The sequence below is a fragment of the Colwellia sp. MT41 genome (assembly GCF_001444365.1).
Taxonomy (GTDB): domain Bacteria; phylum Pseudomonadota; class Gammaproteobacteria; order Enterobacterales; family Alteromonadaceae; genus Colwellia; species Colwellia marinimaniae.
This window is the reverse complement of sequence record NZ_CP013145.1, coordinates 200385-220644: the sequence shown is the minus strand read 5'-3', so window position 1 is coordinate 220644 and position 20260 is coordinate 200385. Positions and strand designations below refer to the sequence as shown.

The window sequence follows — 20260 nt, the reverse complement described above, 5'->3', positions numbered from 1 at the left end:
TGGATTATCTATGGCTTAGCGACATACTGAGAGGTATAAATACTTGTCAGTATGTCACCTCTAGCATTACAATAACGCTTAACAACCATTAAGAAAACAGTAGATAATGACAATAAAAGCAATATACCCAGGCACTTTTGATCCCGTAACTAATGGCCATAGTGACTTAATTGTTCGCGCTAGTAAATTATTTAGTGAGGTAATTGTTGGTGTTGCTGCCAGTCCAAGTAAACAACCACGCTTTGATTTAAAACAGCGTGTTACTATGATTGAACAAGTAACTAAGCATTTAACTAATGTGACTGTCGTTGGTTTTAGCGGCTTATTGGTTGACTTTGCTAAGCAACATCAAGCTAAAGTGCTTATTCGCGGTTTACGGGCAGTGTCAGACTTTGAATATGAATTTCAACTTGCCAACATGAATCGCCGCTTATCCCCTGATCTTGAGAGTGTATTTCTAACACCAGCAGAAGAAAATTCATTTATTTCGTCAACCTTGGTAAAAGAAGTTGCCCTCCACCACGGTGATGTTGGTCAGTTTGTTCATCCCATAGTGAAAAAAGCATTACAGCAAAATTAATCCTGTTGGCAATTAGGACAAAAAACGGAGCTACGATTCGACTGCCTAATTTCCTGTAATTTACTCTGACAAGTCACACAGGGTTGCCCGGCACGACCATAGACCATCAGTGATTGCGCAAAATAACCTGGACGACCATCTGCTTGGGTGAAGTCCTTAAGGGTAGTGCCACCTTGTGCAATGGCCGCACTGAGCACTTTTTTAATAATATTAGTTAGCCGGTCTAGTCTTTGCTCATCAATAGCCCCCGTTTTGGCTGTCGGTAAAATACCGGCTTGAAACAGCGCCTCATTGGCATAAATATTACCTACGCCTACCACGATATGATTATTCATTAAAAAGGTTTTGATAGGGACTTTTCTATTTTTAGCTTTATTAAACAAATAGCCCTGATAAAAGTCATCACTGAGTGGCTCAGGCCCCAATTTACTGAGTAAGCCCAGTTTATCTTCATCATTCGCTAACCATAACACCGCACCAAAGCGTCGAGGATCATTGAAGCGCAATACCTTGCCGTGTTGAAAAGCGAGATCAAAATGATCATGCTTAACTATAGGGGTATCATGCTCAATTATCCTTATCGTACCTGACATGCCTAGGTGCAGTAATAAAGTTCCTGTTTTAAAGCGCAATAATAGGTATTTAGCGCGGCGATCAACACCAAGCACTTGTAAGCCCACTACAGAGTGTATTTCATCAGGGATAGGCCAACGTAAGCGGCTATCACGAATAGTTACCTTACTGACTGTCTGAGCAATAATATGAGGGCTTATACCTAAGCGGCATACTTCGACTTCGGGTAATTCGGGCATAATTTCTTCTTAGTAAAAAGTTGCAAACGTTATTTTAAAAACTAAACGACTACAAACTAATAGGTAATAACTGCTGGGCGAGTGCCGGAGGTAAGGCTAACCAAGTGTTACCTTGTTGCTGATAAATTAATAATTGATCATTGAGCGGATATAACATAAAAGTTCGCGCTTGCGACTCCCCTGCTAAAGAAATTTCCACGTTAATTGCTTGCTCGCTATCAATGACAATTTCTGCTGCTTGTACTAAGCCAGTGCTCTGTTGCCAAGCAAACATCATCTGCTCAATTTGCTGTTCAGTTTTTACCAACATAATACCTTTAGCCGTTAGTTGCCAACTGCGACCGACACGTTCAAATAACACCTGTTGCCTTGCTGACAAATCTATTGCTAGTGTTAAAATAACACTATGTTGTGGCAGTATTAATTGTTCGGCCGTATTTTCATGTTCTTCTTTTGGGAAGAGTTTGTTATTAGTGGCATTAATCACTAAAATTATCGTCATTACTGAAAAAATAATGACATTATTCCATCCGGTCCGAGATAATTTCATACAAATATTCCAAGTTAACTATGCAGGTATGATACTGAACTTTTTAAAAAATAGCGCGTATAACAACTCTACACACCCATATGCTCGCTCAATACCCTAATTCAGACATAAAAAAACCCGGTAAGAACCGGGCTTTTACTAGAAACAGAAATTAATTACTTAATTTTAGCTTCTTTATACATTACGTGCTTGCGAATGGTTGGATCAAATTTCTTGATTTCCATTTTCTCAGGCATAGTCCTTTTATTCTTATCAGTAGTATAAAAATGACCAGTACCAGCACTAGAAACTAAACGAATTTTATCGCGCATAGTATTTTCCTTAGAATAATAAAGTTATTAAACTTTTTCGCCACGGGCACGGATGTCTGCTAAAACAACATCAATACCTTTTTTATCGATAATACGCATTCCTTTCGGAGTTAAACGTAATTTAACGAAACGATTTTCACTCTCAACCCAAAAACGGTGAGATTGAAGGTTAGGTAAAAAACGACGACGAGTCGCGTTTCTTGCGTGAGAACGGTTGTTTCCAACCATTGGCACTTTGCCTGTTACTTGGCAAACTTTAGACATGTGAGTACTCCAATATTAATTTCAGCTCGAGCTATATTTTCCCCAAGACCGTCGTCTCGGGATCCTGAAAAAGGTGGCATATTATAGAGAAACTGATTAACTAATACTAGTCTTAATAGAAAAATACTACAAAAATAGTAGTTTTCACTAAGTTTCATATAGTTAAATAGGATATAGAAAGAAAAAGCTCAGCTAAATAGTGAGCTTTCGACTAAATATTGTCTCTTTTAAGGGTAAAAAGTCAACAAATTTCAGTTAAAATCTGGAAAATTAACCAATTCTTGATTGTAATAACTTCTTTAATTGCTCATTTTGTTCTTTATTACACAATTCATCAATAAGAATACGCAATATATGTGATTTAGCCAAGTCTGAACCTTCAGATAAATCATGAAGCTGGTCAATAGCCTCTTCGCTTAAAGTAAAAGTTGCCCGCCGAAAAGGTTTATTGGTCTTATTTCTAACACCTACTTTAACGCCTTCTGCTTGCTGATGTTCAATTTCTGTCATTTCAACATAGCGCTTTGCTTCACTGATAGCTTGCTTAAGGTTTAACTTATGGCAAGTGCCTTCGTTTGTTAGCTCACTAACAATTTTAGGCGCACCTTTGGCATAATCTTCAGCATCAGAGATAAACTCATCAATAGTGAAGTTTTTCCTTTTTACCTTGCCATCCTTGCTTTTCTTTAAATCAGTTAAACTCATGCAAATTATCCGGTTCCATTGCCAATAATTCTTCGGCTATAGCAATCATCTCTAGGGCAGCCTTACCTGTGGGATCTATTTCAATAACGGAAGAACCCTGCTCTTCACTATCATCATAAACGTTTCGATTATAGGTTACGGCATCTAAAACGTTAATGCCATATGAGCTACACACTTCTTTTGCTTCAAGAATTCTCTTTGCTTGGTTGGGTAATGATGGGCACTGGGTAATAACAAAAGAGGCCATCATTTTTGGATTGACCATTTTACAGGTACTTAGCATATCTTCCATATGAGGTACTGTTTTTAAATCCCGTCTTTTTGGTCTTAAGGGGATAATAACGTGATCAGCAACCGACATAGCAGCACGCAAGGCCAGGTTATCTTGGCCACCACAATCAACAATAACGTAGTCATAATGTTGTACTAAGCTCAGTAAATCATTACGAATTTTCCCATACAATTGAATACAGTTAATGGAGGGTAATGAGGGATCACCATTTCTGGTTTGTATCCAATCTGAAGTTGTTCTTTGCGGATCACAATCCACCATTAACACAATTGCTTTCTTATTTGAGGCGAAATATACCGCTAAATTTTGAGCTAAACAGCTTTTACCACTGCCGCCTTTTTCGCCACCCACTAATATCATCATGCTTAGTACCGTCCTTTACCACAATATAATTAACATCTTCCCGTGCTAATTGTAGTTCAATTTCACCATATTGCTTTCACTCAATAAGCCGATATGGCTAAGCATCTTTATCCAGCACTAGGGTAATTTCAAACCAACCATTCTCTTGTTTAATACTGCGCAGCACTTTGCTATACAGCTTTTTATTACTGGCATTGGTCGATTTAAAGACCACGGTTACTGCGGTATTAGCGGGTAAACTTTCGTCACAATCTAATTTCAATCCGCCACGGGCAAAGTCTAAACAAGCAATTTTTTTATTATGCTCTTTACCATTTTCATCGGTCCAAACAATATCCACCAACTCTTTTTCCATATCTAAACGAAATGATTTTCGACGTTCTTTTCCCTCGCCATTACTATCAGTCATCAGATGATCCTTCTTTACTTAGTAAATTTTAACTAGGGGTTCCTAATTAAAAGTAATTGTCTTTCCAGTTTTTAGCAAATTATCCGCTATTTTCCTTTAAACGAGGGAATGTCATTGTGTTCTGCAAACGAGTAACATTGATTGCCCGCAACAATAATATGGTCCAAGACACGCACATCAATTAACTGTAGCGCCTGAATTAATTTATTGGTTATTTGTTTATCGGCAAGACTGGCTTCAGCAATACCAGAAGGGTGGTTATGTGTTAAAATCACTGCGGCGGCATGGTGTTTTAAGGCTTGCTCCACCACAACTCTAGGATACACGGCGGCCGCATCAAGTGTGCCAAAAAAGAGCCGTTCAAAAGCTAACACTTGATGTTGATTGTCTAAAAATAACACCGCAAATATTTCACGGTTTTCAAAGCGTAACTCACTTAATAAATAGTCCCGAGTTGCTTGTGAAGAGGTTAAAGAATAGTCACTTTCTCTCATTTTTTCAGCTAAATAACGTTTAGACATTTCTAAACAAGCTTGCAATTGCACGTATTTGGCCATACCAAGTCCATGCCTAGCGCAAAAGTCTTCCTGACTGGCAGAAAAAACAGCACCTAGACTACCAAAACTAAGTAATAACTGCCGAGCCAGATCGACCACATGACAGCCTTTTACCCCAGTACGTAAAAATATCGCCAACAACTCAGCATCACTTAAACTCGATGGGCCCAAGTGGAGCAGCTTTTCTCTTGGCCTTTCCAGTTCCGGCCAATCTTTTAACACACTGTACTTTAACGGTGCTTCATTTAATGACGATGCCTTCAACACTGATCCTTTTAACATAATTGCATCCTTGCTTTACATTTTATCTACTTTTATCGGTTAGTTACTGTCATTATTTAGCAACAGTTATTTCTAAATAATGCCAATAAATGTTATCTTATCGATATTATTGTTAACTTTAAGATTAGCAGGTTATGCAAACTCTTCAGGACAAAAAAATAGTGCTGGGTATTACTGGCGGTATCGCAGCCTACAAGACACCAGAATTAGTCCGTCGACTTAAAGATCATGGCGCAGATGTACGCGTAGTTATGACCGACGGTGCCAAAGCCTTTATTACCCCCTTAACGCTGCAAGTAGTCTCTGGGAATCATGTTTCAGATAGCTTACTCGATAGTCAGGCTGAGCTTGCCATGGGACATATTGAACTGGCTAAATGGGCTGATTTGATTGTCATAGCTCCGGCGACTGCCGATATTATTGCGCGGATAGCCGCAGGTATGGCCAATGATTTATTAGCTACTTTATGTTTAGCTACCAGCGCACCAATCGCCATTGCCCCAGCAATGAATCAGCAAATGTGGCATGCCAAAGCAACGCAAGCAAATATCAATACCTTAAAAAAATGGGGACTGCATATTTGGGGGCCCGGTGCTGGTGAACAGGCTTGTGGTGATATCGGCTTAGGTCGTATGCTAGAGGTTGATGAATTGGTTACCCTGAGTAGTGATTTTTTTGCCGACAAATACTTGCAAGACCAACATTGGGTTATTACTGCCGGACCAACACGTGAAGCGATAGACCCAGTACGTTATATTTCTAACTATAGTTCGGGTAAAATGGGCTATGCCATTGCTCATGCTGCGTTGCGTGCGGGCGCTAAAGTAACCTTAATTTCTGGCCCGGTAAATATATCCGCGCCCAGAGGCTGTGAGCTTATTGAAGTCACTAGCGCCGAACAAATGTACCAACAAGCGCTAACTTACGCGCCTCAAGGCACTACTTTTATCGCTTGTGCTGCGGTTGCTGATTATCGCGTTGCAGATATTGCCAAGGAAAAAATCAAGAAAGACAATGAGCATATGCAACTTTCCTTGGTCAAAAACCAAGATATTGTTGCTGATGTGGCAAAGTTAGCCAATAAACCGTTTATCGTTGGTTTTGCTGCTGAAACGCAAAATATAGCACACTATGCACGTGGTAAATTAAAGCGTAAAAATTTAGATTTAATCGCGGCCAATGATGTCGCTAAAGCTGGACAAGGTTTTAACAGTGATGATAACGCCTTAACCCTTTATAGTGCGTTTGATGAAATAGAAATTCCTTTGGCAAATAAACAAGTTATAGCTACAAAACTCGTGTCCTTAATCAATCAGCATTATCTAGCAAAAAGTACTAAGCCATAATAGCTTAATGACTTTAACATCGGGCTAGGTCCTCAAGCTTAACGGACATAACAATAGAGAATATTTAACTATGGTCGCCACACAAAGTAAAAGCAAAAAGCCAAACCGTAAACACCAAATATTAGAATCCTTAGCGTTAATGTTAGAAAACTGTCCTGGGCAGCGTATCACTACGGCAAAGTTAGCCGCTGAAGTCGGATTTTCAGAAGCGGCTTTATACCGGCACTTCCCGTCAAAAGCGCGCATGTTTGAAGGTTTAATCGATTTTATTGAGGAATCTATTTTTTCTCGTATCAATTTAATCCTAGCGGATCATAAAGAAGCCTTAGTAAGATGCCATCATATCATGCATGTTTTATTAATTTTTTCTGAGCGTAATCCTGGCATGTGCCGAATTCTAGCGGGTGATGCCTTAATGGGTGAAAATGAACGCTTACGTAGTAGAGTTCATCAATTTTTTGAAAAATTAGAATCGCAATTCAAACAAGTTTTACGTGAACGCAAACTACGTGAAGGTAAAACATTTACTATTAGTGAAGCCGCTTTAGCTAGCTTACTTGTTGCTTTCGCTGAAGGTAAAATGAGCCGATTTGTCCGCTCAGGTTATAGTAAAAAACCAAGCGCTGACTTTAATGAACAATGGCAATTTTTAATGGCCGACAAATAATAGTAATAATACTGTCTTCATCTCAGCTGTAGGCAGGCTAACATCGCCTGTACCGGCTCTTTACAGTAAATAATCTTAATATTCCCAAGGAAACCTATGAGTGCTCTATCTCAATTAAAACCTGCCCGCTTGTGGCAATTATTTGAAAAAATTTGCAGTATTCCACATCCGTCAAAACATGAACAAGAGATATCTTTATGGATACAAAGCTGGGCAAAAGAGCTTGGTTTAGCCATTAAAGAAGATGCCGTGGGTAACTTATTTATTAAAAAGCCAGCAACCAAAGGTATGGAAGATCGCAAAGGTATTATCTTACAAGCACATATGGATATGGTGCCACAAAAAAACAATGACACAGACCATGATTTTTTAACCGACCCCATTAAGCCATATATTATCGAGTCTGGTGATTGGGTAACGGCTGAAGGCACAACCTTAGGTGCTGACAATGGTGTTGGTTTGGCTTCAGCCTTAGCTATTTTAGCCAGTGATGATATTCCTCATGGGCCATTAGAAGTTCTGGTAACCATTGATGAAGAAGCGGGCATGACCGGGGCATTTGGCTTAGAAGCGGGTTGGCTTGACGGTGATATTTTAATCAACACTGATTCGGAGCAAGAAGGCGAAGTTTACATGGGTTGTGCTGGTGGCATTGATGGTAATGCCACTTTTCCATTAGCTTTTACCGATGTTGCACACGATTACCAAGCTTTTAACTTATCTATTTCTGGTTTAAAAGGCGGCCATTCTGGTGTTGATATTCACACTGGCCGTGCCAACGCTAACAAGTTATTAGTGCGTTTTCTATTAAATGCCTCTAATGAGTTTGATATTAGCCTAACTGAATTAAATGGTGGTAGCTTACGTAATGCTATTCCTCGGGAAGCGAATGCCAGTTTTGTTATTGCTAACGATAAAGTTGACGCCTTAAAGGCAGCTCTAGCCAACTACTTAGCAACTATTAGAACAAATCTTGGTGCCATTGAAACTGATATAGATATGTTATTAATTTCACCAGAAGATTTTGAGCAGTGTTGGACAAAAGCAACACAAGCCGCCATTTTACGAGCGCTGAATGCTTGTCCAAATGGTGTCATGCGGATGAGTGATGATATTGAAGGTATTGTAGAGACCTCACTAAACTTAGGGGTAATACGCACCAGAGGGAAAAACTTCAGTGCCATGGTATTAATTCGTAGCTTGCATGACGATGGCAGCTTAGAAACTCAACGCACGGTACAATCTGTTTTTGAACTGGCTGGTGCGAACATTGTATTCTCCGGCGCATACCCTGGTTGGCAGCCTAATACCGATTCTGCCATCATGCAGACGGTACGTGATACTTACCAAGATATATTTAATAAAGTACCTGCGGTTATGGTAATTCATGCTGGTTTAGAGTGTGGCTTATTTAAAACCGCGTATCCACATTGGGATATGGTCTCTATTGGACCAACAATTAAGTTTCCTCACTCACCAGACGAAAAAATTGAAATTGCCACAGTAGCGCTATATTGGCAATTATTAGTCGCGGTATTAGCTAATATTCCAAAAAAATAACAGCAAGACAATATTGATAAACTGATAGCTTAAGGCTATCAGTTTATCATGGCGGAATTAACAATCCCCCCTGCAGATACCATCATTTTTTGTTCAATGGCACCATGTTCATTCAAACACGCCACTGCGACCCGAATATCGTCGCTTAATATTAATGCTTTCTATTCGCTTTTCCCTTGATATAGCAGGGTGAATTCCTCGCCACCCCAGCGGAAAACTGCATCGTTACCCCGCTTCATTTGTATTTTTAATAAATTTGCTAGTGCAACAAGGACAACATAACCGGCAGAATGGCTAAAAGCATCGTTATAGCTTTTAAAATGATCAATACCGATGATTACCAGTGCTAATAATTCATGGCCTCTATTGGCACTACTAATTCGCTGTGGCAGTATTCATCAAAGTGACGTCGATTAAAGCGGCGGGTTAAGGCGTCGGTTATCGTTAACCGCTATAGTTGGCTTTTGGCGGCAATTAATTTTTAGTAGCTCACACAGATATTTTTAATTAACTAACCATATCCGCCAAAATTAAGCTTCCGCCAAGAGTGCTAAAAATTGGTATTGCTGCTCTTTGTCGGTTGTAATTATAGCACTGAGTTTCATTTGTTTGGTTAAGTAATCATCTAAGTTTTCTCGTGCAATTGGCTTGGAGAAGTAGTAGCCCTGCATTAAGTGACAACCAGCATCATTAAGCCAGTTTAACGTCTTTAAGTCTTCTACGCTTTCAGCAACCACTTGCATATTCAGCGCTTTGGCCATGTTAATCATTGCCTTAACTAATTTTTTTGAGTCTTGATGTGTTTCATTAAAGGCAATGTCAGAAATAAAACTGCGGTCTATTTTCAAAACATCAATGGGGAAGTCGCGTAATAAAGACAAAGATGAAAAGCCGGTACCAAAGTCATCTAAAAATATTTTGACATCAAGTTTTTGCAAACGGGCTAAGTTGTTTTTAACGATAGCTTTATTATCAATAAGCGCCGACTCCGTCAGTTCTACCGCTAATAATTTACTAGGAACATTATATTGCCATAAGGCTTTTAGCTATTTGATCGACCACTTCATCTTGTGCCAACTGAATTGGTGAAACATTGATACTAATGTATGGACAATTTTGTTCGCCATATCTCGCTAGCCATAGTGCTAGTTGTGCACAAGTTGACTCAATAAGCCACTTACCTAGCATATGAATAAGACCGGTTTCTTCTGCAACCGCAATAAATTCATCAGGGAAAATTATGCCCTTGTTAGGATGTTGCTAACGGCTTAATGCTTCAAAACCTTTTAGCACTTTGTTTTCATGTATCGGTTGCAAGTACAAACTTAATTGCTGATTACTAATAGCATCGGCCAACTCATCTTCAATATCTTGTTTGTGCACTAAAATTTGATGCATATCGGCTTGATAAAATATAACCCGACCTCGACCCAAACGTTTAGCTTCAAACATGGCGATATCGGCATTTGTAATCAACTCATTAGCACTGAGCTTTATCTTACTCCTCACAGCAACACCCATGAGCGTATAGTGAATGTTTATTCTTTTCGCCACGTTGAATTAATTGCACCGTTAATTAAAGAATTTACCGAACAAACAGGCATTAGAGTAAATGTTGTCAGCGGTAAAGCCGATAAATTAATGCAGCGACTTATTCAGGACGGTGATGATAGTTTTGCCGATGTATTGCTAACCGTAGGTGCAGCGAGACTCGACAAAGCTAAACAACTAAAGCTGATCAAACCAATCGACTCCGCAATATTACGCGCTAATGTACCTGAAAATTTACGTGATCCAGAAAATTATTGGTTTGCCTTTATATCATAAGCGGGCGGCCGAAATCATTGCACAAAGTAATTGGTAAGTCTCAGTTTTTTACCCAAGCGACTTCAAGATGCTTGTTTCAGGACGTCTGAGCGATTCATAATCAAGGCGTGTATTTCATTAATGCTTGTTCAGGAGAATATGCTCAGCATAATTGCTCCGGCATTATCCATATAAGGTACTTGCTGTACCGTCTGCATTCTCTATTAAACTGTATCCATGCAACGTCCTGAACTAAGCAACGATGAACGTGATTTTCTCAGACGCCCGACAATGGCTGGTTAAGTAAAGTGACTGAGTGGTAGAAATTATTTGAACATAGCACAGTAGTCGATAACTGCAGATAACCTCCTTTTCATTAAAACTGCTCAGCAAAAATAGCGTTCTCAATAACACTGCTAATGGCTATTCATAACTAAGCTTTGTTATTAAAAATTTTTCCGTTAGAATGGGTAAATCACTATTTAGGATACTTGTTATGATTCAGCCAGAAAAAATAATAATAGCTGACGATCATCCCTTATTTAGACAAGCTTTATTAGGGACATTAAAAGCCAAACTAACTTATACAACATGGCTTGAAGCAGAAACGATTGAAGAACTAAATCAGCAGCTTACTGCTCATAATGATAGCGACTTGTTATTACTGGATTTAAATATACCGGGTGCGCATGGCTTTAATACCCTAATCCATGTGCGTAATCACTTCCCCCAAATTCCTGTAGTTATCGTCTCCGCTCATGAGGATCATGACACCATCAGTAAAGCCATGGAATATGGTGCGGCTGGCTTTGTACCCAAATCGACCCCAGTTAATGATATATATGCGGCTATTGTTGCGGTATTGTCAGGTAATATCTGGTTACCCGCTTCTTTTGAACAAAGCCAAGGTAGCAACAGTAAAAGTAATGTTGCAGAGCGCGTTGCCAGTTTAACTCAACAACAATACCGTATATTAATGATGTTTGCCCAAGGCATGTTAAATAAACAAATCGCTTACGATTTAAATGTTTCAGAAGCGACAATTAAGGCCCATGCTACAGCAATTTTCAGAAAACTCGATGTTCGCAACCGTACACAAGCAGTTATTACCATTGCTCAGTTAAATTTATCTGAGGCTACATTTTAATAAAATGTATGGTGATAGGTTGTTTTTCTATTGATGACTGCAACAAAAAAGCACGTCAATGATCGCTCATTAACGTGCTTTTTCATCTGTTAGCTTAGTGTATTTCATCAGCTTGTTAGATAAAAGCAAAAGCATCGGCATACATATGCTCTAACAGAGCACCATGTTCAACGAAGTCACTACGAATAGCACCAACCATGTCGAAACGACCAGCCAAATAAATATCATAAGGTTCAAAACTGACAATATCATGCATAGCGGCTTGATGTACTAAGCCCGTTTTACCTTGCCATGGCTTGGCCGCATTTTCCTGCACATGCTCGATGACTGGAATAAAGTTAGCGTGCGGCAGTTTAGCAATAGTGGCAATAGTTTTTTCTAGTTCATAAATGGCGCTTTCTTCCCTTAGCCCCCAATAGACCATAATATGACGCTGTGACTTTTGTTCGGCCAAATACTCAAACATTGATTTAATATAAGAGAAACCAGTACCACCAGCAAGTAATAATAATGGTCGTTCACTCATCGTACGTAATTGCGCATGACCTGCAGCTATTTCAATGGTTATCGCTTCACCACTAGCATGACTCGCTTTAATACGTTCAATCACTTGCATAGGGTAACTATCCGCAACAAAAGCGCCTATTTGTAATTCAAGTAAATCACTATTAGGTGAACTGGCTATTGAAAATGGACGTTTATCATCCTCACTCATAACAAAGTTTAAATACTGCCCCGGGATAAAATCTACTTTTTCACTGGGCTTTAAAAGTACTTTATAGACGTGTGAAGTTAACGATGTTAACGACGCTATTTGACAACTAACTGTCTTCATTCTTTAACCTTTTCTACTTTATTAGTAATTTCTCTTGGCAAATTAATAGTCTTTACCAAGAGGTAATAAGATAAAATTTCGACTGTATTTAAGTATAGTCAGCAAACTTTATATAATAGTTAAATAATATCTAATTCATCCCAAATCTCATCAACTTGGTCTTTTATTTTCTGTGTCATTTCAATGGGTTTACCCCATTCACGATCTGTTTCACCTGGCCATTTGTTCGTGGCATCTAGGCCCATTTTAGAGCCTAACCCTGAAACAGGTGAGGCAAAATCAAGGTAATCAATGGGCGTATTTTCTATCAAAACAGTATCACGACTAGGATCCATCCGAGTGGTCATCGCCCAGATAACGTCTTTCCAATCTCTGGCATTAATATCATCATCACAGACTATGACAAACTTGGTGTACATAAACTGCCGTAAGAATGACCAAACCCCCATCATTACTACCTTAGCGTGACCGGCATATTGCTTTTTAATAGTGACAATAGCAAGGCGATAAGAGCAACCTTCTGGCGGTAAATAAAAGTCCTGAATTTCAGGGAATTGCTTTTGCAAAATAGGCACGAATACTTCATTAAGAGCAACACCTAGAATCGCAGGTTCATCTGGCGGACGACCGGTATAGGTACTGTGATAAATAGCATCTTTGCGCATGGTAATATGAGTAACGGTAAATACAGGGAAGACATCTACTTCATTATAATAACCAGTATGATCACCATAAGGACCTTCTGGTGCCGTTTCATCGGGATCTAAATAGCCCTCCAAAATGATTTCAGCGCTAGCTGGCACTTCTAAATCATTACTGATGGATTTAGCAACTTGTGTTCTAGCGCCACGTAATAAACCGGCAAAAGCATATTCAGATAGCGTATCGGGTACTGGCGTTACCGCACCTAAAATGGTGGCAGGATCAGCACCTAAAGCAACAGATACTGGGTATCTCTCACCTGGATTTTCTTTTTTGAATTCTTGAAAATCAAGGGCGCCGCCACGATGTGATAACCAACGCATGATGACTTTGTTTTTACTGAGTACTTGCTGGCGGTAAATACCGAGATTTTGGCGCTCTTTGTGAGGCCCTCTAGTAATAGTAAGCCCCCAGGTAATTAATGGCGCGACATCATCAGGCCAACAAGTTTGTATCGGTAGTTTAGTTAAATCAACGTCATCACCCGATAACACTATTTGTTGGCATAATGGCTTTTTGATGACCTTTACTGGCATATTCAATACTTGTTTATACACAGGTATTTTGCCTAACGCATCACGAAAACCTTTGGGAGGCTCAGGCTCTTTTAACATAGCCAGTAACTTACCAACATCGCGCAAATCACCAAAGCTTTTTTGCCCCATGGCTAAGGCAACTCTGTCTGTGGTACCAAAAAGGTTGGTAAGCACAGGCATAGCATAGGGTTCACCCTTTTCATTAACCGCATTTTCAAAAAGTAACGCTGGCCCTTCTGCTTTTAGCGTTCTATCACTGATTTCAGTCATTGCTAAATGAGTTGATATAGGCTGAGTAATACGCTTAAGTTGGCCTATTTTTTCAAGTTGACTGATAAAGTCTCTTAAATCACTATATTTCATCTAAGTTACCAGTAAGAGGTAAGGTAAAATAAAAAAACCAGTCATTAGGACTGGTTTTCATAAATTATGGCTGAGTAATTAATGCTGCGATTATTTACGCTTCATTGAATCAAAAAACTCATCATTGGTTTTGGTCATGGCTAGTTTGCCGATTAGGAATTCAATCGCACCTACTTCATCCATTTCGTGGACTATTTTTCTCAAAATCCACATTTTTTGTAATTCATCGGGTCTAGTAATGAGTTCTTCACGACGTGTACCACTACGATTAATATTAATCGCCGGGAAAACACGTTTTTCAGAAATTTTACGTGACAGGTGTAATTCCATATTACCTGTACCTTTAAATTCTTCGTAGATAACTTCATCCATTTTAGAACCTGTCTCGACTAGCGCGGTAGCAATAATAGTTAAGCTACCACCCTCTTCGATATTACGTGCTGCACCAAAGAAACGTTTTGGACGATGTAGTGCATTGGCATCAATACCACCAGATAGAATTTTACCTGACGAAGGAATAACTGTGTTGTAGGCACGGGCTAAACGGGTAATTGAATCTAATAAAATGATCACATCTTTTTTATGTTCAACTAAACGTTTGGCTTTCTCAATGACCATTTCTGCCACTTGTACGTGACGACTTGCTGGTTCATCAAAGGTAGAAGCAATAACTTCACCTTTCACCAAGCGCTGCATTTCAGTTACTTCTTCTGGACGCTCATCAATTAATAATACCATTAGCTCGGCATCCGGATAATTATGAGCAATGCTTTGGGCGATATTTTGCAATAATAAGGTTTTACCGGCTTTTGGCGGTGCAACAATTAAACCACGCTGGCCTTTACCAATGGGTGAGGCCAGATCAATAATACGTGCAGTAATATCTTCTGTAGAACCATTACCACGCTCCATGCCAAAACGATGTGTTGGGTGAATCGGTGTTAAGTTTTCAAATAAAATTTTATTACGTGCATTTTCAGGGCGATCAAAGTTAATTTCAGTTACTTTTAATAAGGCAAAGTAACGTTCGCCTTTTTTCGGCGAACGAATTTTACCTTGGATGGTATCACCTGTTCGCATACTAAAACGGCGAATTTGGCTTGGTGATACATAAATATCATCCGGCCCTGCTAAGTATGACGAGTCTGCTGAGCGTAAAAAGCCAAAACCATCTTGTAAAATCTCTAAAACACCGCCGCCAAAAATGTCATTATCACCTTCAGCATGTGCTTTTAAAATAGCAAAAATTATGTCTTGCTTGCGTGTTCTAGCTAGGTTTTCAAGCTTCATTGACTCAGCAAGCTCAACCAATTCATTAATGGTTTTTTCTTTTAGTTCGGTAAGGTTCATAGGGGGTTTCTTAAACTATTTTAAGTGATAGTGTCTTAGGCGATTGCCGGCACAAGTGTATATTAAATGTATTTGTTACAATAAGAATAGAGATAAAGAGATGTAATTTTGTACTCAGGGGCTAAATTTAGCACTAAAATCTGATTAGGTAAAGGCTGAATGAAGATGTAAGTGAACATTTTTCTGTTAAAAACAAAAAGCCTGCTACTTAGCTAGTAGTTGTCAGGCTTTTTAACTTTTAAAATTACAAATTTTTATCTAAAAATTCTTTTAATTGAGTTTTTGATAATGCGCCCACTTTAGTGTCAGCGACTTCACCGTCTTTAAACAGTAATAAGGTTGGAATACCACGGACACCATATTTAGGTGGTGTCACTGAGTTCTGGTCTATGTTCAATTTACCAACAGTCACTTTGCCATCGTATTCTTTGGCAATATCATCAAGTACTGGGGCAATCATTTTACATGGACCACACCATTCAGCCCAAAAATCAACTAATACTAAACCCGATGCTTTTAATACATCTGCTTCAAAACTATCATCAGTTAGCTGAACAATTTTATCGCTCATCATATTCTCCGTTGTTATGGCGAAAACGCCTTTGTGGTAATTAATCTGAGGTAATTATACCGTGATTCACTACTTTGCCAATACTGTTTTATGTTTCATTGGGATAAATTAACTAGTAATGCCCTAAAATCTAATTAATTAATTTTTAAGCCACTATTTAGCAATCAAAAATGTTAAGCTTGCGCCATGAAAAAAACACACTTAACTGAAACAAAATTCGCTGACCTAAATCTTGCTCCGCAAGTAGTGACCGGATTAGAAGCCATGGGCTTCGAATATTGTACGCCTATTCAGGCGATGTCTTTACCCGTTTTACTAAAAGGCACTGATATAGCTGGCCAAGCACAAACTGGTGAAGGTAAAACCCTTGCCTTTCTAGCCGCTACTTTTCATCATCTGCTACAAAAAGAAGCGCCAACACATAACCAACCTAGAGCCTTGATAATGGCGCCAACACGTGAATTAGCGATACAAATTCACCGTGATGCTAAAGAAATGGCAAAAAGCACTGGCCTACGACTTGGTGTGGTATATGGGGGTGAAGGTTATGAAAGTCAACGTTTAGAACTTGAACAAGGTGTTGATATTCTTATTGGTACTTGTGGTCGCTTAATAGATTACTTGAAACAAGGCATTTACAACCTTAGCAACATCGAAGTCATCGTACTTGATGAAGCCGATAGAATGTTTGATTTAGGCTTTATTAAAGATATTCGTTATATGTTTGATAAAATGCCTGCTGCTACTGAACGTTTAAGCATGCTGTTTTCGGCAACCTTATCATTCCGTGTTAAAGAATTAGCCTTCGATCATATGAATGATCCAACCAGTGTTGAAATTGCCCCTGAGCAAAAAACCAACATTCGCATCAGTGAAGAGCTTTTCTATCCCTCTAACGAGGATAAGATGGCTTTGTTACAAACATTGATTGAAGAAGATTGGCCTGAAAAAGCCATTATTTTTGCAAATACCAAACATGTTTGTGAAAAAGTTTATGACCATCTGAGTGCCGATAAAATACGTGTTGGTTTATTAACCGGTGATGTGCCACAGAAAAAGCGTTTGAAAATATTAGAGCAATTTACTGAAGGTACCATAGATATTCTCGTGGCAACTGATGTTGCTGCCCGAGGTTTACATATCCCCAGCGTAACGCATGTTTTCAACTATGACCTACCTGATGATTGCGAAGACTATGTCCATCGCATCGGTCGTACTGGTCGTGCGGGCGAAAGCGGTCATGCCATCAGTTTAGCCTGTGAGCAATATGTCTTTAATTTACCTGAAATTGAAAGCTATATTGAACATGAGCTACCAGTATCTAAGTATGATCATGAGGCCTTACTGACTGACTTACCTAGACCTAAACCTCGTCAACGCCGTCATAGAACTAATACCTCAAGAACAGGTGGTAATAGACAAGGCGGACGCGCTAATACTAGACCAGGAAACCGCAGTGGTAATACTAATCGCAGCACCCGCAGCTAACTTCCCCTAGATATAAATGCACATTGACTAACTTAGTGAGCCAAAATCAGGTAATACCACAGTATGATGATAACCATTACGCTGTGGTTGATTTAGGCTCTAATAGTTTCCACCTACTTATTACCTGCTTGGTTACCGAACCAAGGGGTAAATCAATAAAAATCGTCAATAAAGTTAAGCAAAAAGTTCGCTTAGCCTCAGGATTAGATAGTAATAACCTGCTCAGCGATGATGCCATTTCACGTGGCCTTGATTGTCTTAAAAACTTCTCCTTATACCTACAAAGTATTCCAGTAAACAATATTATTATTGTCGCAACAGCAGCATTACGTATTGCCGAAAATAATCAGCTGTTTTTTGATGCCGCTAAGAAAATATTGCCTAAAGACATTAAATTACTGAGCGGAGAGCAAGAAGCTAAAACAATATATGCTGGGGTTGCTCACACTTGTACCACCATTAACCAACAAGCACATGCTAAGAAATTAGTCCTTGATATTGGCGGTGCTAGTACTGAAATTATCGTCGGCGCTGGCTGTACGGCAAAAAAAGTAGTGAGTTTAAATATTGGCTGCGTTAGCTTTATGAGAAAATACTTTACTGCTGGCATACTTAACCAGCAGAATTTTACTCATGGTATTGCCGCGGCGGCAAATGTTATTACCGCAGTGAGTAAAGACTTTATACAACTTGGTTGGCAGTCTGCTGTAGGCAGATCAGGCACCATGCAAGCCTTGATAGAGATACTTAAGCAACGTCAGCAAACACCTATAATCACCTTAACCTTTCTTAATGAAATGCAACAAACTCTAATAAGTTGCCAGACCATAGATAATATCAATATTCCGGGGCTGAGAGCTGATCGTAAAGCGGTATTAGCCAGTGGCCTAGCTATTTTAATTGCCCTATTCGAGTGTCTGCATATTGAAACATTAACTCTATCCAGCGGCGCACTTCGTGAGGGCTTACTTTTTGAATTAGTCCCCGATGCTAAAATTATCTAAACAACTTTTCATCTTGCCGGTAGCCATATTTAGCTTTAACTGCCTTTAGTAAATGAAGCTTTGAAATACCACAAGGCTACCGGTATTTCAATAACGCTATAACTTAGTAGGGTAAACCAAAACCAGTTTAGCTCAACCATTAAAAAATTAAACTCAACACTTGTGCCCCAGTATTTACTTGCCACAATAACCAAGGCTAAGCAAGAAGCCACGCAATCAAATAGCGCTACTTTATTAAGGTTTTTACCGGCCAATTTCGGGTACACAGAGACATAAGCAATCAGTATAATCACTGCGTTTACTAATATTATACTGAATTCAGCCGACATCATTTTCCTCATTACTTGTTAGCGATCTAATCCCTACTTGGCAAGCAGCTAAGAGTTCATTACTTAAGTCTTTATCAGCTAATGCTCTAGATAAAGCCAAGCCACCAATCATCAGCACCACGCTTTGTAGCGCTTGTTCTCGGCTTGGAGTTAAGGCTTGAGCTTGGCCGATAAAGGCTTGTAGGGTCTTGGTGTAAGTCTCTTTTACTTGCTCATCTTGTTGGCTTATATCTGATAGCAAAAAGGCTAACGGGCATGCCTGTTCATTTTGATCATCTCTATGCTCGGTACTTAAATAATATTGAGCAAAATTTTTCATGGTCTGCGGACAATTTTCAGGCTTACGCTGGTAAGCGACAGTGGCCGCTTTACTGATTGCTTGGGCGTATAAATCACTCTTTGATTTAAAGTGACTATAAAAAGCACCTCGGGTTAACTCTGCTTTTTTCATCACTTGATCAATGGATATCTGTTCAAAACTATGATGGGTAAAGAGCATAGCTGCACTGGTTAAAATTCTCTCTTTGGACTGTTCTTTATGAGTTTCTTGCCATGCCATGGCTAAGCTCCACTTGCTTGCATATTTTAAAGATAGTATTTCATATTTTTAAAATATGTTCTTGAACATATTTTCATTATGAGTAGATTATTGTCTATACAGTGAAGATTTTACATAAAGGATAATAAAATGACAGCAGCAATACACATCTACGGGCCAAGTTTTTCTAATTTCGTTCGTACGGTGATGCTAGTGTGTGAAGAAAATCAGCTTGCATATACCGTTGGCATTGAGGTGGATGGCAAAAAAATAACCTTTAAAGGCGAACAGCACCACATTTGGCACCCTTTTGGTAAAATACCGGTATTACTTGCAGGTAACCCGCTTCAAGGTGGCTTAGTTCTGCCAGAAACAACCAGTATTTGTCGATATCTTGATAAAGACAAGACGTTGCAGCCCGATGATAGTTTTGCTTTTGCCCGACACGATGCTCTGTGTGCGCTAATATCTATAGATATTGATAGGGTACTGATACGCGAATATCTGCTGGAGTTTGCCTTTCCAAAAGGAGAAAACAACAGCGTACGATTTGACCTAGTTAAAGAGCTGCAACCTAAAGCGGCAGCTACTTTAGCTATCATTGAAAAGATGTTAGGCGAAGAGACAGCTCTCGCTGCTGCAGAGTTCACCATTGCTGATGCCTTATTAGCACCCATGTTGCATTATATCTCTTGCCTACCGACAGGTTTTAACCTGATAGCGGATTATCCGAAAATAGAGCAATATTTAGCTGACTTAATGACCAGACCGTCTTGTCAAAAAGTATTAATTGCAAAAAAATTATAATAATAGCGTAAATAAATCCCGTTTAATCAAATGCTAGCCAAAGAAAAGCGCGAATAAATCGCGCATTTATATTAAGTTTTAAGTTA

The 20260-nt window shown here is 39.2% G+C and carries 25 protein-coding genes and 2 pseudogenes; 9 read left to right on the top strand and 18 right to left on the bottom strand.

Going from position 1 to position 20260, the window contains the following annotated elements; genetic code table 11:
- Positions 1–106 precede the first annotated feature (106 nt).
- A complete protein-coding gene (coaD, locus tag CMT41_RS00940; protein WP_057179293.1) occupies positions 107–580 on the top strand; it encodes a pantetheine-phosphate adenylyltransferase in 474 nt (157 codons plus the stop codon).
- Here coaD and mutM read toward each other — a convergent pair.
- The 8 genes from mutM to radC form a co-directional block, all read right to left on the bottom strand.
- Positions 577–1392 carry a bifunctional DNA-formamidopyrimidine glycosylase/DNA-(apurinic or apyrimidinic site) lyase gene (mutM, locus tag CMT41_RS00935; protein WP_058026098.1) on the bottom strand — a complete coding sequence of 272 codons (816 nt, stop codon included), beginning with the start codon at positions 1390–1392 and terminating at the stop codon, positions 577–579. The genes coaD and mutM overlap by 4 nt on opposite strands.
- Positions 1393–1441: 49 nt before the next feature.
- Positions 1442–1942, bottom strand: coding sequence for a hypothetical protein (locus CMT41_RS00930; protein WP_057179291.1), 501 nt, complete (start codon positions 1940–1942; stop codon positions 1442–1444).
- A gap of 155 nt (positions 1943–2097) precedes the next feature.
- The gene (rpmG, locus tag CMT41_RS00925; protein WP_057179290.1) at positions 2098–2253 is read right to left on the bottom strand and encodes a 50S ribosomal protein L33; all 156 of its coding nucleotides are present in this window, start codon (positions 2251–2253) and stop codon (positions 2098–2100) included.
- A gap of 27 nt (positions 2254–2280) precedes the next feature.
- Positions 2281–2517, bottom strand: a complete 237-nt coding sequence (gene rpmB, locus CMT41_RS00920) for a 50S ribosomal protein L28 (RefSeq protein ID WP_019029297.1) — start codon at positions 2515–2517, stop codon at positions 2281–2283.
- 270 nt (positions 2518–2787) lie between these two features.
- Positions 2788–3222, bottom strand: a complete 435-nt coding sequence (locus CMT41_RS00915; protein ID WP_057179289.1) for a hypothetical protein — start codon at positions 3220–3222, stop codon at positions 2788–2790.
- Positions 3209–3877, bottom strand: a complete 669-nt coding sequence (locus CMT41_RS00910; protein ID WP_058026097.1) for an AAA family ATPase — start codon at positions 3875–3877, stop codon at positions 3209–3211. Before CMT41_RS00910 ends, CMT41_RS00915 begins: the two co-directional genes overlap by 14 nt.
- Positions 3878–3974: 97 nt before the next feature.
- A complete protein-coding gene (locus CMT41_RS00905) occupies positions 3975–4286 on the bottom strand; it encodes a PilZ domain-containing protein (RefSeq protein WP_057179287.1) in 312 nt (103 codons plus the stop codon).
- A gap of 86 nt (positions 4287–4372) precedes the next feature.
- The gene (radC, locus tag CMT41_RS00900; RefSeq protein ID WP_082606376.1) at positions 4373–5125 is read right to left on the bottom strand and encodes a RadC family protein; all 753 of its coding nucleotides are present in this window, start codon (positions 5123–5125) and stop codon (positions 4373–4375) included.
- Between the two features lie 134 nt (positions 5126–5259).
- Between radC and coaBC the strand changes: the two genes are divergently transcribed.
- The 3 genes from coaBC (at position 5260) to CMT41_RS00885 (ending at position 8698) form a co-directional block, all read left to right on the top strand.
- Positions 5260–6471, top strand: coding sequence for a bifunctional phosphopantothenoylcysteine decarboxylase/phosphopantothenate--cysteine ligase CoaBC (coaBC, locus tag CMT41_RS00895; protein WP_058026096.1), 1212 nt, complete (start codon positions 5260–5262; stop codon positions 6469–6471).
- Positions 6472–6541: 70 nt separating this feature from the next.
- On the top strand, positions 6542–7138 hold the full coding sequence (gene slmA, locus CMT41_RS00890; RefSeq protein ID WP_057179285.1) for a nucleoid occlusion factor SlmA: 597 nt from the start codon (positions 6542–6544) through the stop codon (positions 7136–7138).
- Between the two features lie 96 nt (positions 7139–7234).
- Positions 7235–8698 (top strand): aminoacyl-histidine dipeptidase, encoded by a 1464-nt coding sequence (locus tag CMT41_RS00885; RefSeq protein WP_058026095.1) that lies wholly within the window; start codon positions 7235–7237, stop codon positions 8696–8698.
- Between the two features lie 161 nt (positions 8699–8859).
- Here the strand turns inward: CMT41_RS00885 and CMT41_RS19840 are convergent, their stop codons facing one another.
- From CMT41_RS19840 to CMT41_RS19300, 4 genes and pseudogenes are all read right to left on the bottom strand, one after another.
- On the bottom strand, positions 8860–9078 hold the full coding sequence (locus tag CMT41_RS19840) for a diguanylate cyclase (RefSeq protein WP_442855075.1): 219 nt from the start codon (positions 9076–9078) through the stop codon (positions 8860–8862).
- Positions 9079–9228: 150 nt separating this feature from the next.
- A pseudogene (locus tag CMT41_RS19655) lies at positions 9229–9726 on the bottom strand (EAL domain-containing protein); the annotation flags it as partial.
- Positions 9722–9946, bottom strand: a pseudogene (locus CMT41_RS19835) (EAL domain-containing protein); the annotation flags it as partial. The pseudogenes CMT41_RS19835 and CMT41_RS19655, both read right to left, overlap by 5 nt.
- Before the next feature lie 12 nt (positions 9947–9958).
- Positions 9959–10207, bottom strand: coding sequence for a hypothetical protein (locus CMT41_RS19300; protein WP_198149772.1), 249 nt, complete (start codon positions 10205–10207; stop codon positions 9959–9961).
- A 21-nt stretch (positions 10208–10228) separates the two neighbouring features.
- Here CMT41_RS19300 and CMT41_RS00870 point away from each other — a divergent pair, with 21 nt between their 5' ends.
- Positions 10229–10525 carry an extracellular solute-binding protein gene (locus tag CMT41_RS00870; protein WP_058026092.1) on the top strand — a complete coding sequence of 99 codons (297 nt, stop codon included), beginning with the start codon at positions 10229–10231 and terminating at the stop codon, positions 10523–10525.
- Between the two features lie 475 nt (positions 10526–11000).
- A complete protein-coding gene (locus tag CMT41_RS00865; RefSeq protein ID WP_083494180.1) occupies positions 11001–11651 on the top strand; it encodes a response regulator transcription factor in 651 nt (216 codons plus the stop codon).
- A gap of 115 nt (positions 11652–11766) precedes the next feature.
- Here CMT41_RS00865 and fre read toward each other — a convergent pair whose 3' ends face one another.
- The 4 genes from fre to trxA form a co-directional block, all read right to left on the bottom strand.
- Entirely contained in the window at positions 11767–12486 is a 720-nt protein-coding gene (fre, locus tag CMT41_RS00860) for an NAD(P)H-flavin reductase (RefSeq protein WP_058026090.1), read from the bottom strand.
- Between the two features lie 119 nt (positions 12487–12605).
- Complete coding sequence (gene ubiD / locus CMT41_RS00855; protein ID WP_057179279.1) at positions 12606–14087, bottom strand: 4-hydroxy-3-polyprenylbenzoate decarboxylase; 1482 nt, start codon at positions 14085–14087, stop codon at positions 12606–12608.
- A 90-nt stretch (positions 14088–14177) separates the two neighbouring features.
- Positions 14178–15437 (bottom strand): transcription termination factor Rho, encoded by a 1260-nt coding sequence (gene rho / locus CMT41_RS00850; RefSeq protein ID WP_057179278.1) that lies wholly within the window; start codon positions 15435–15437, stop codon positions 14178–14180.
- A gap of 244 nt (positions 15438–15681) precedes the next feature.
- Positions 15682–16008: a thioredoxin TrxA gene (trxA, locus tag CMT41_RS00845; RefSeq protein WP_057179277.1), complete on the bottom strand. Its 327-nt coding sequence runs from the start codon at positions 16006–16008 to the stop codon at positions 15682–15684.
- Positions 16009–16194: 186 nt separating this feature from the next.
- Between trxA and rhlB the strand changes: the two genes are divergently transcribed.
- A complete protein-coding gene (rhlB, locus tag CMT41_RS00840) occupies positions 16195–17496 on the top strand; it encodes an ATP-dependent RNA helicase RhlB (RefSeq protein ID WP_057179276.1) in 1302 nt (433 codons plus the stop codon).
- A 23-nt stretch (positions 17497–17519) separates the two neighbouring features.
- Entirely contained in the window at positions 17520–18500 is a 981-nt protein-coding gene (locus CMT41_RS00835) for a Ppx/GppA phosphatase family protein (RefSeq protein WP_058026089.1), read from the top strand.
- A 35-nt stretch (positions 18501–18535) separates the two neighbouring features.
- On the opposite strand, the gene CMT41_RS00830 is transcribed toward CMT41_RS00835, so the two are convergent.
- Positions 18536–18793 carry a hypothetical protein gene (locus CMT41_RS00830; protein WP_232299992.1) on the bottom strand — a complete coding sequence of 86 codons (258 nt, stop codon included), beginning with the start codon at positions 18791–18793 and terminating at the stop codon, positions 18536–18538.
- Positions 18794–18818: 25 nt separating this feature from the next.
- Positions 18819–19388, bottom strand: a complete 570-nt coding sequence (locus CMT41_RS00825; RefSeq protein ID WP_058026087.1) for a TetR/AcrR family transcriptional regulator — start codon at positions 19386–19388, stop codon at positions 18819–18821.
- A gap of 129 nt (positions 19389–19517) precedes the next feature.
- Here CMT41_RS00825 and CMT41_RS00820 point away from each other — a divergent pair, with 129 nt between their 5' ends.
- Positions 19518–20174 carry a glutathione S-transferase family protein gene (locus CMT41_RS00820; RefSeq protein WP_058026086.1) on the top strand — a complete coding sequence of 219 codons (657 nt, stop codon included), beginning with the start codon at positions 19518–19520 and terminating at the stop codon, positions 20172–20174.
- Positions 20175–20260: the final 86 nt, after the last annotated feature.

Coding starts and splice junctions, on each gene's coding strand:
- coaD (WP_057179293.1), top strand. CDS start 107: ATGACAATAAAAGCAATATACCCAGGCACTTTTGATCCCGTAACTAAT.
- mutM (WP_058026098.1), bottom strand. CDS start 1,392: ATGCCCGAATTACCCGAAGTCGAAGTATGCCGCTTAGGTATAAGCCCT.
- CMT41_RS00930 (WP_057179291.1), bottom strand. CDS start 1,942: ATGAAATTATCTCGGACCGGATGGAATAATGTCATTATTTTTTCAGTA.
- rpmG (WP_057179290.1), bottom strand. CDS start 2,253: ATGCGCGATAAAATTCGTTTAGTTTCTAGTGCTGGTACTGGTCATTTT.
- rpmB (WP_019029297.1), bottom strand. CDS start 2,517: ATGTCTAAAGTTTGCCAAGTAACAGGCAAAGTGCCAATGGTTGGAAAC.
- CMT41_RS00915 (WP_057179289.1), bottom strand. CDS start 3,222: ATGAGTTTAACTGATTTAAAGAAAAGCAAGGATGGCAAGGTAAAAAGG.
- CMT41_RS00910 (WP_058026097.1), bottom strand. CDS start 3,877: ATGATGATATTAGTGGGTGGCGAAAAAGGCGGCAGTGGTAAAAGCTGT.
- CMT41_RS00905 (WP_057179287.1), bottom strand. CDS start 4,286: ATGACTGATAGTAATGGCGAGGGAAAAGAACGTCGAAAATCATTTCGT.
- radC (WP_082606376.1), bottom strand. CDS start 5,125: ATGTTAAAAGGATCAGTGTTGAAGGCATCGTCATTAAATGAAGCACCG.
- coaBC (WP_058026096.1), top strand. CDS start 5,260: ATGCAAACTCTTCAGGACAAAAAAATAGTGCTGGGTATTACTGGCGGT.
- slmA (WP_057179285.1), top strand. CDS start 6,542: ATGGTCGCCACACAAAGTAAAAGCAAAAAGCCAAACCGTAAACACCAA.
- CMT41_RS00885 (WP_058026095.1), top strand. CDS start 7,235: ATGAGTGCTCTATCTCAATTAAAACCTGCCCGCTTGTGGCAATTATTT.
- CMT41_RS00865 (WP_083494180.1), top strand. CDS start 11,001: ATGATTCAGCCAGAAAAAATAATAATAGCTGACGATCATCCCTTATTT.
- fre (WP_058026090.1), bottom strand. CDS start 12,486: ATGAAGACAGTTAGTTGTCAAATAGCGTCGTTAACATCGTTAACTTCA.
- ubiD (WP_057179279.1), bottom strand. CDS start 14,087: ATGAAATATAGTGATTTAAGAGACTTTATCAGTCAACTTGAAAAAATA.
- rho (WP_057179278.1), bottom strand. CDS start 15,437: ATGAACCTTACCGAACTAAAAGAAAAAACCATTAATGAATTGGTTGAG.
- trxA (WP_057179277.1), bottom strand. CDS start 16,008: ATGAGCGATAAAATTGTTCAGCTAACTGATGATAGTTTTGAAGCAGAT.
- rhlB (WP_057179276.1), top strand. CDS start 16,195: ATGAAAAAAACACACTTAACTGAAACAAAATTCGCTGACCTAAATCTT.
- CMT41_RS00825 (WP_058026087.1), bottom strand. CDS start 19,388: ATGGCATGGCAAGAAACTCATAAAGAACAGTCCAAAGAGAGAATTTTA.
- CMT41_RS00820 (WP_058026086.1), top strand. CDS start 19,518: ATGACAGCAGCAATACACATCTACGGGCCAAGTTTTTCTAATTTCGTT.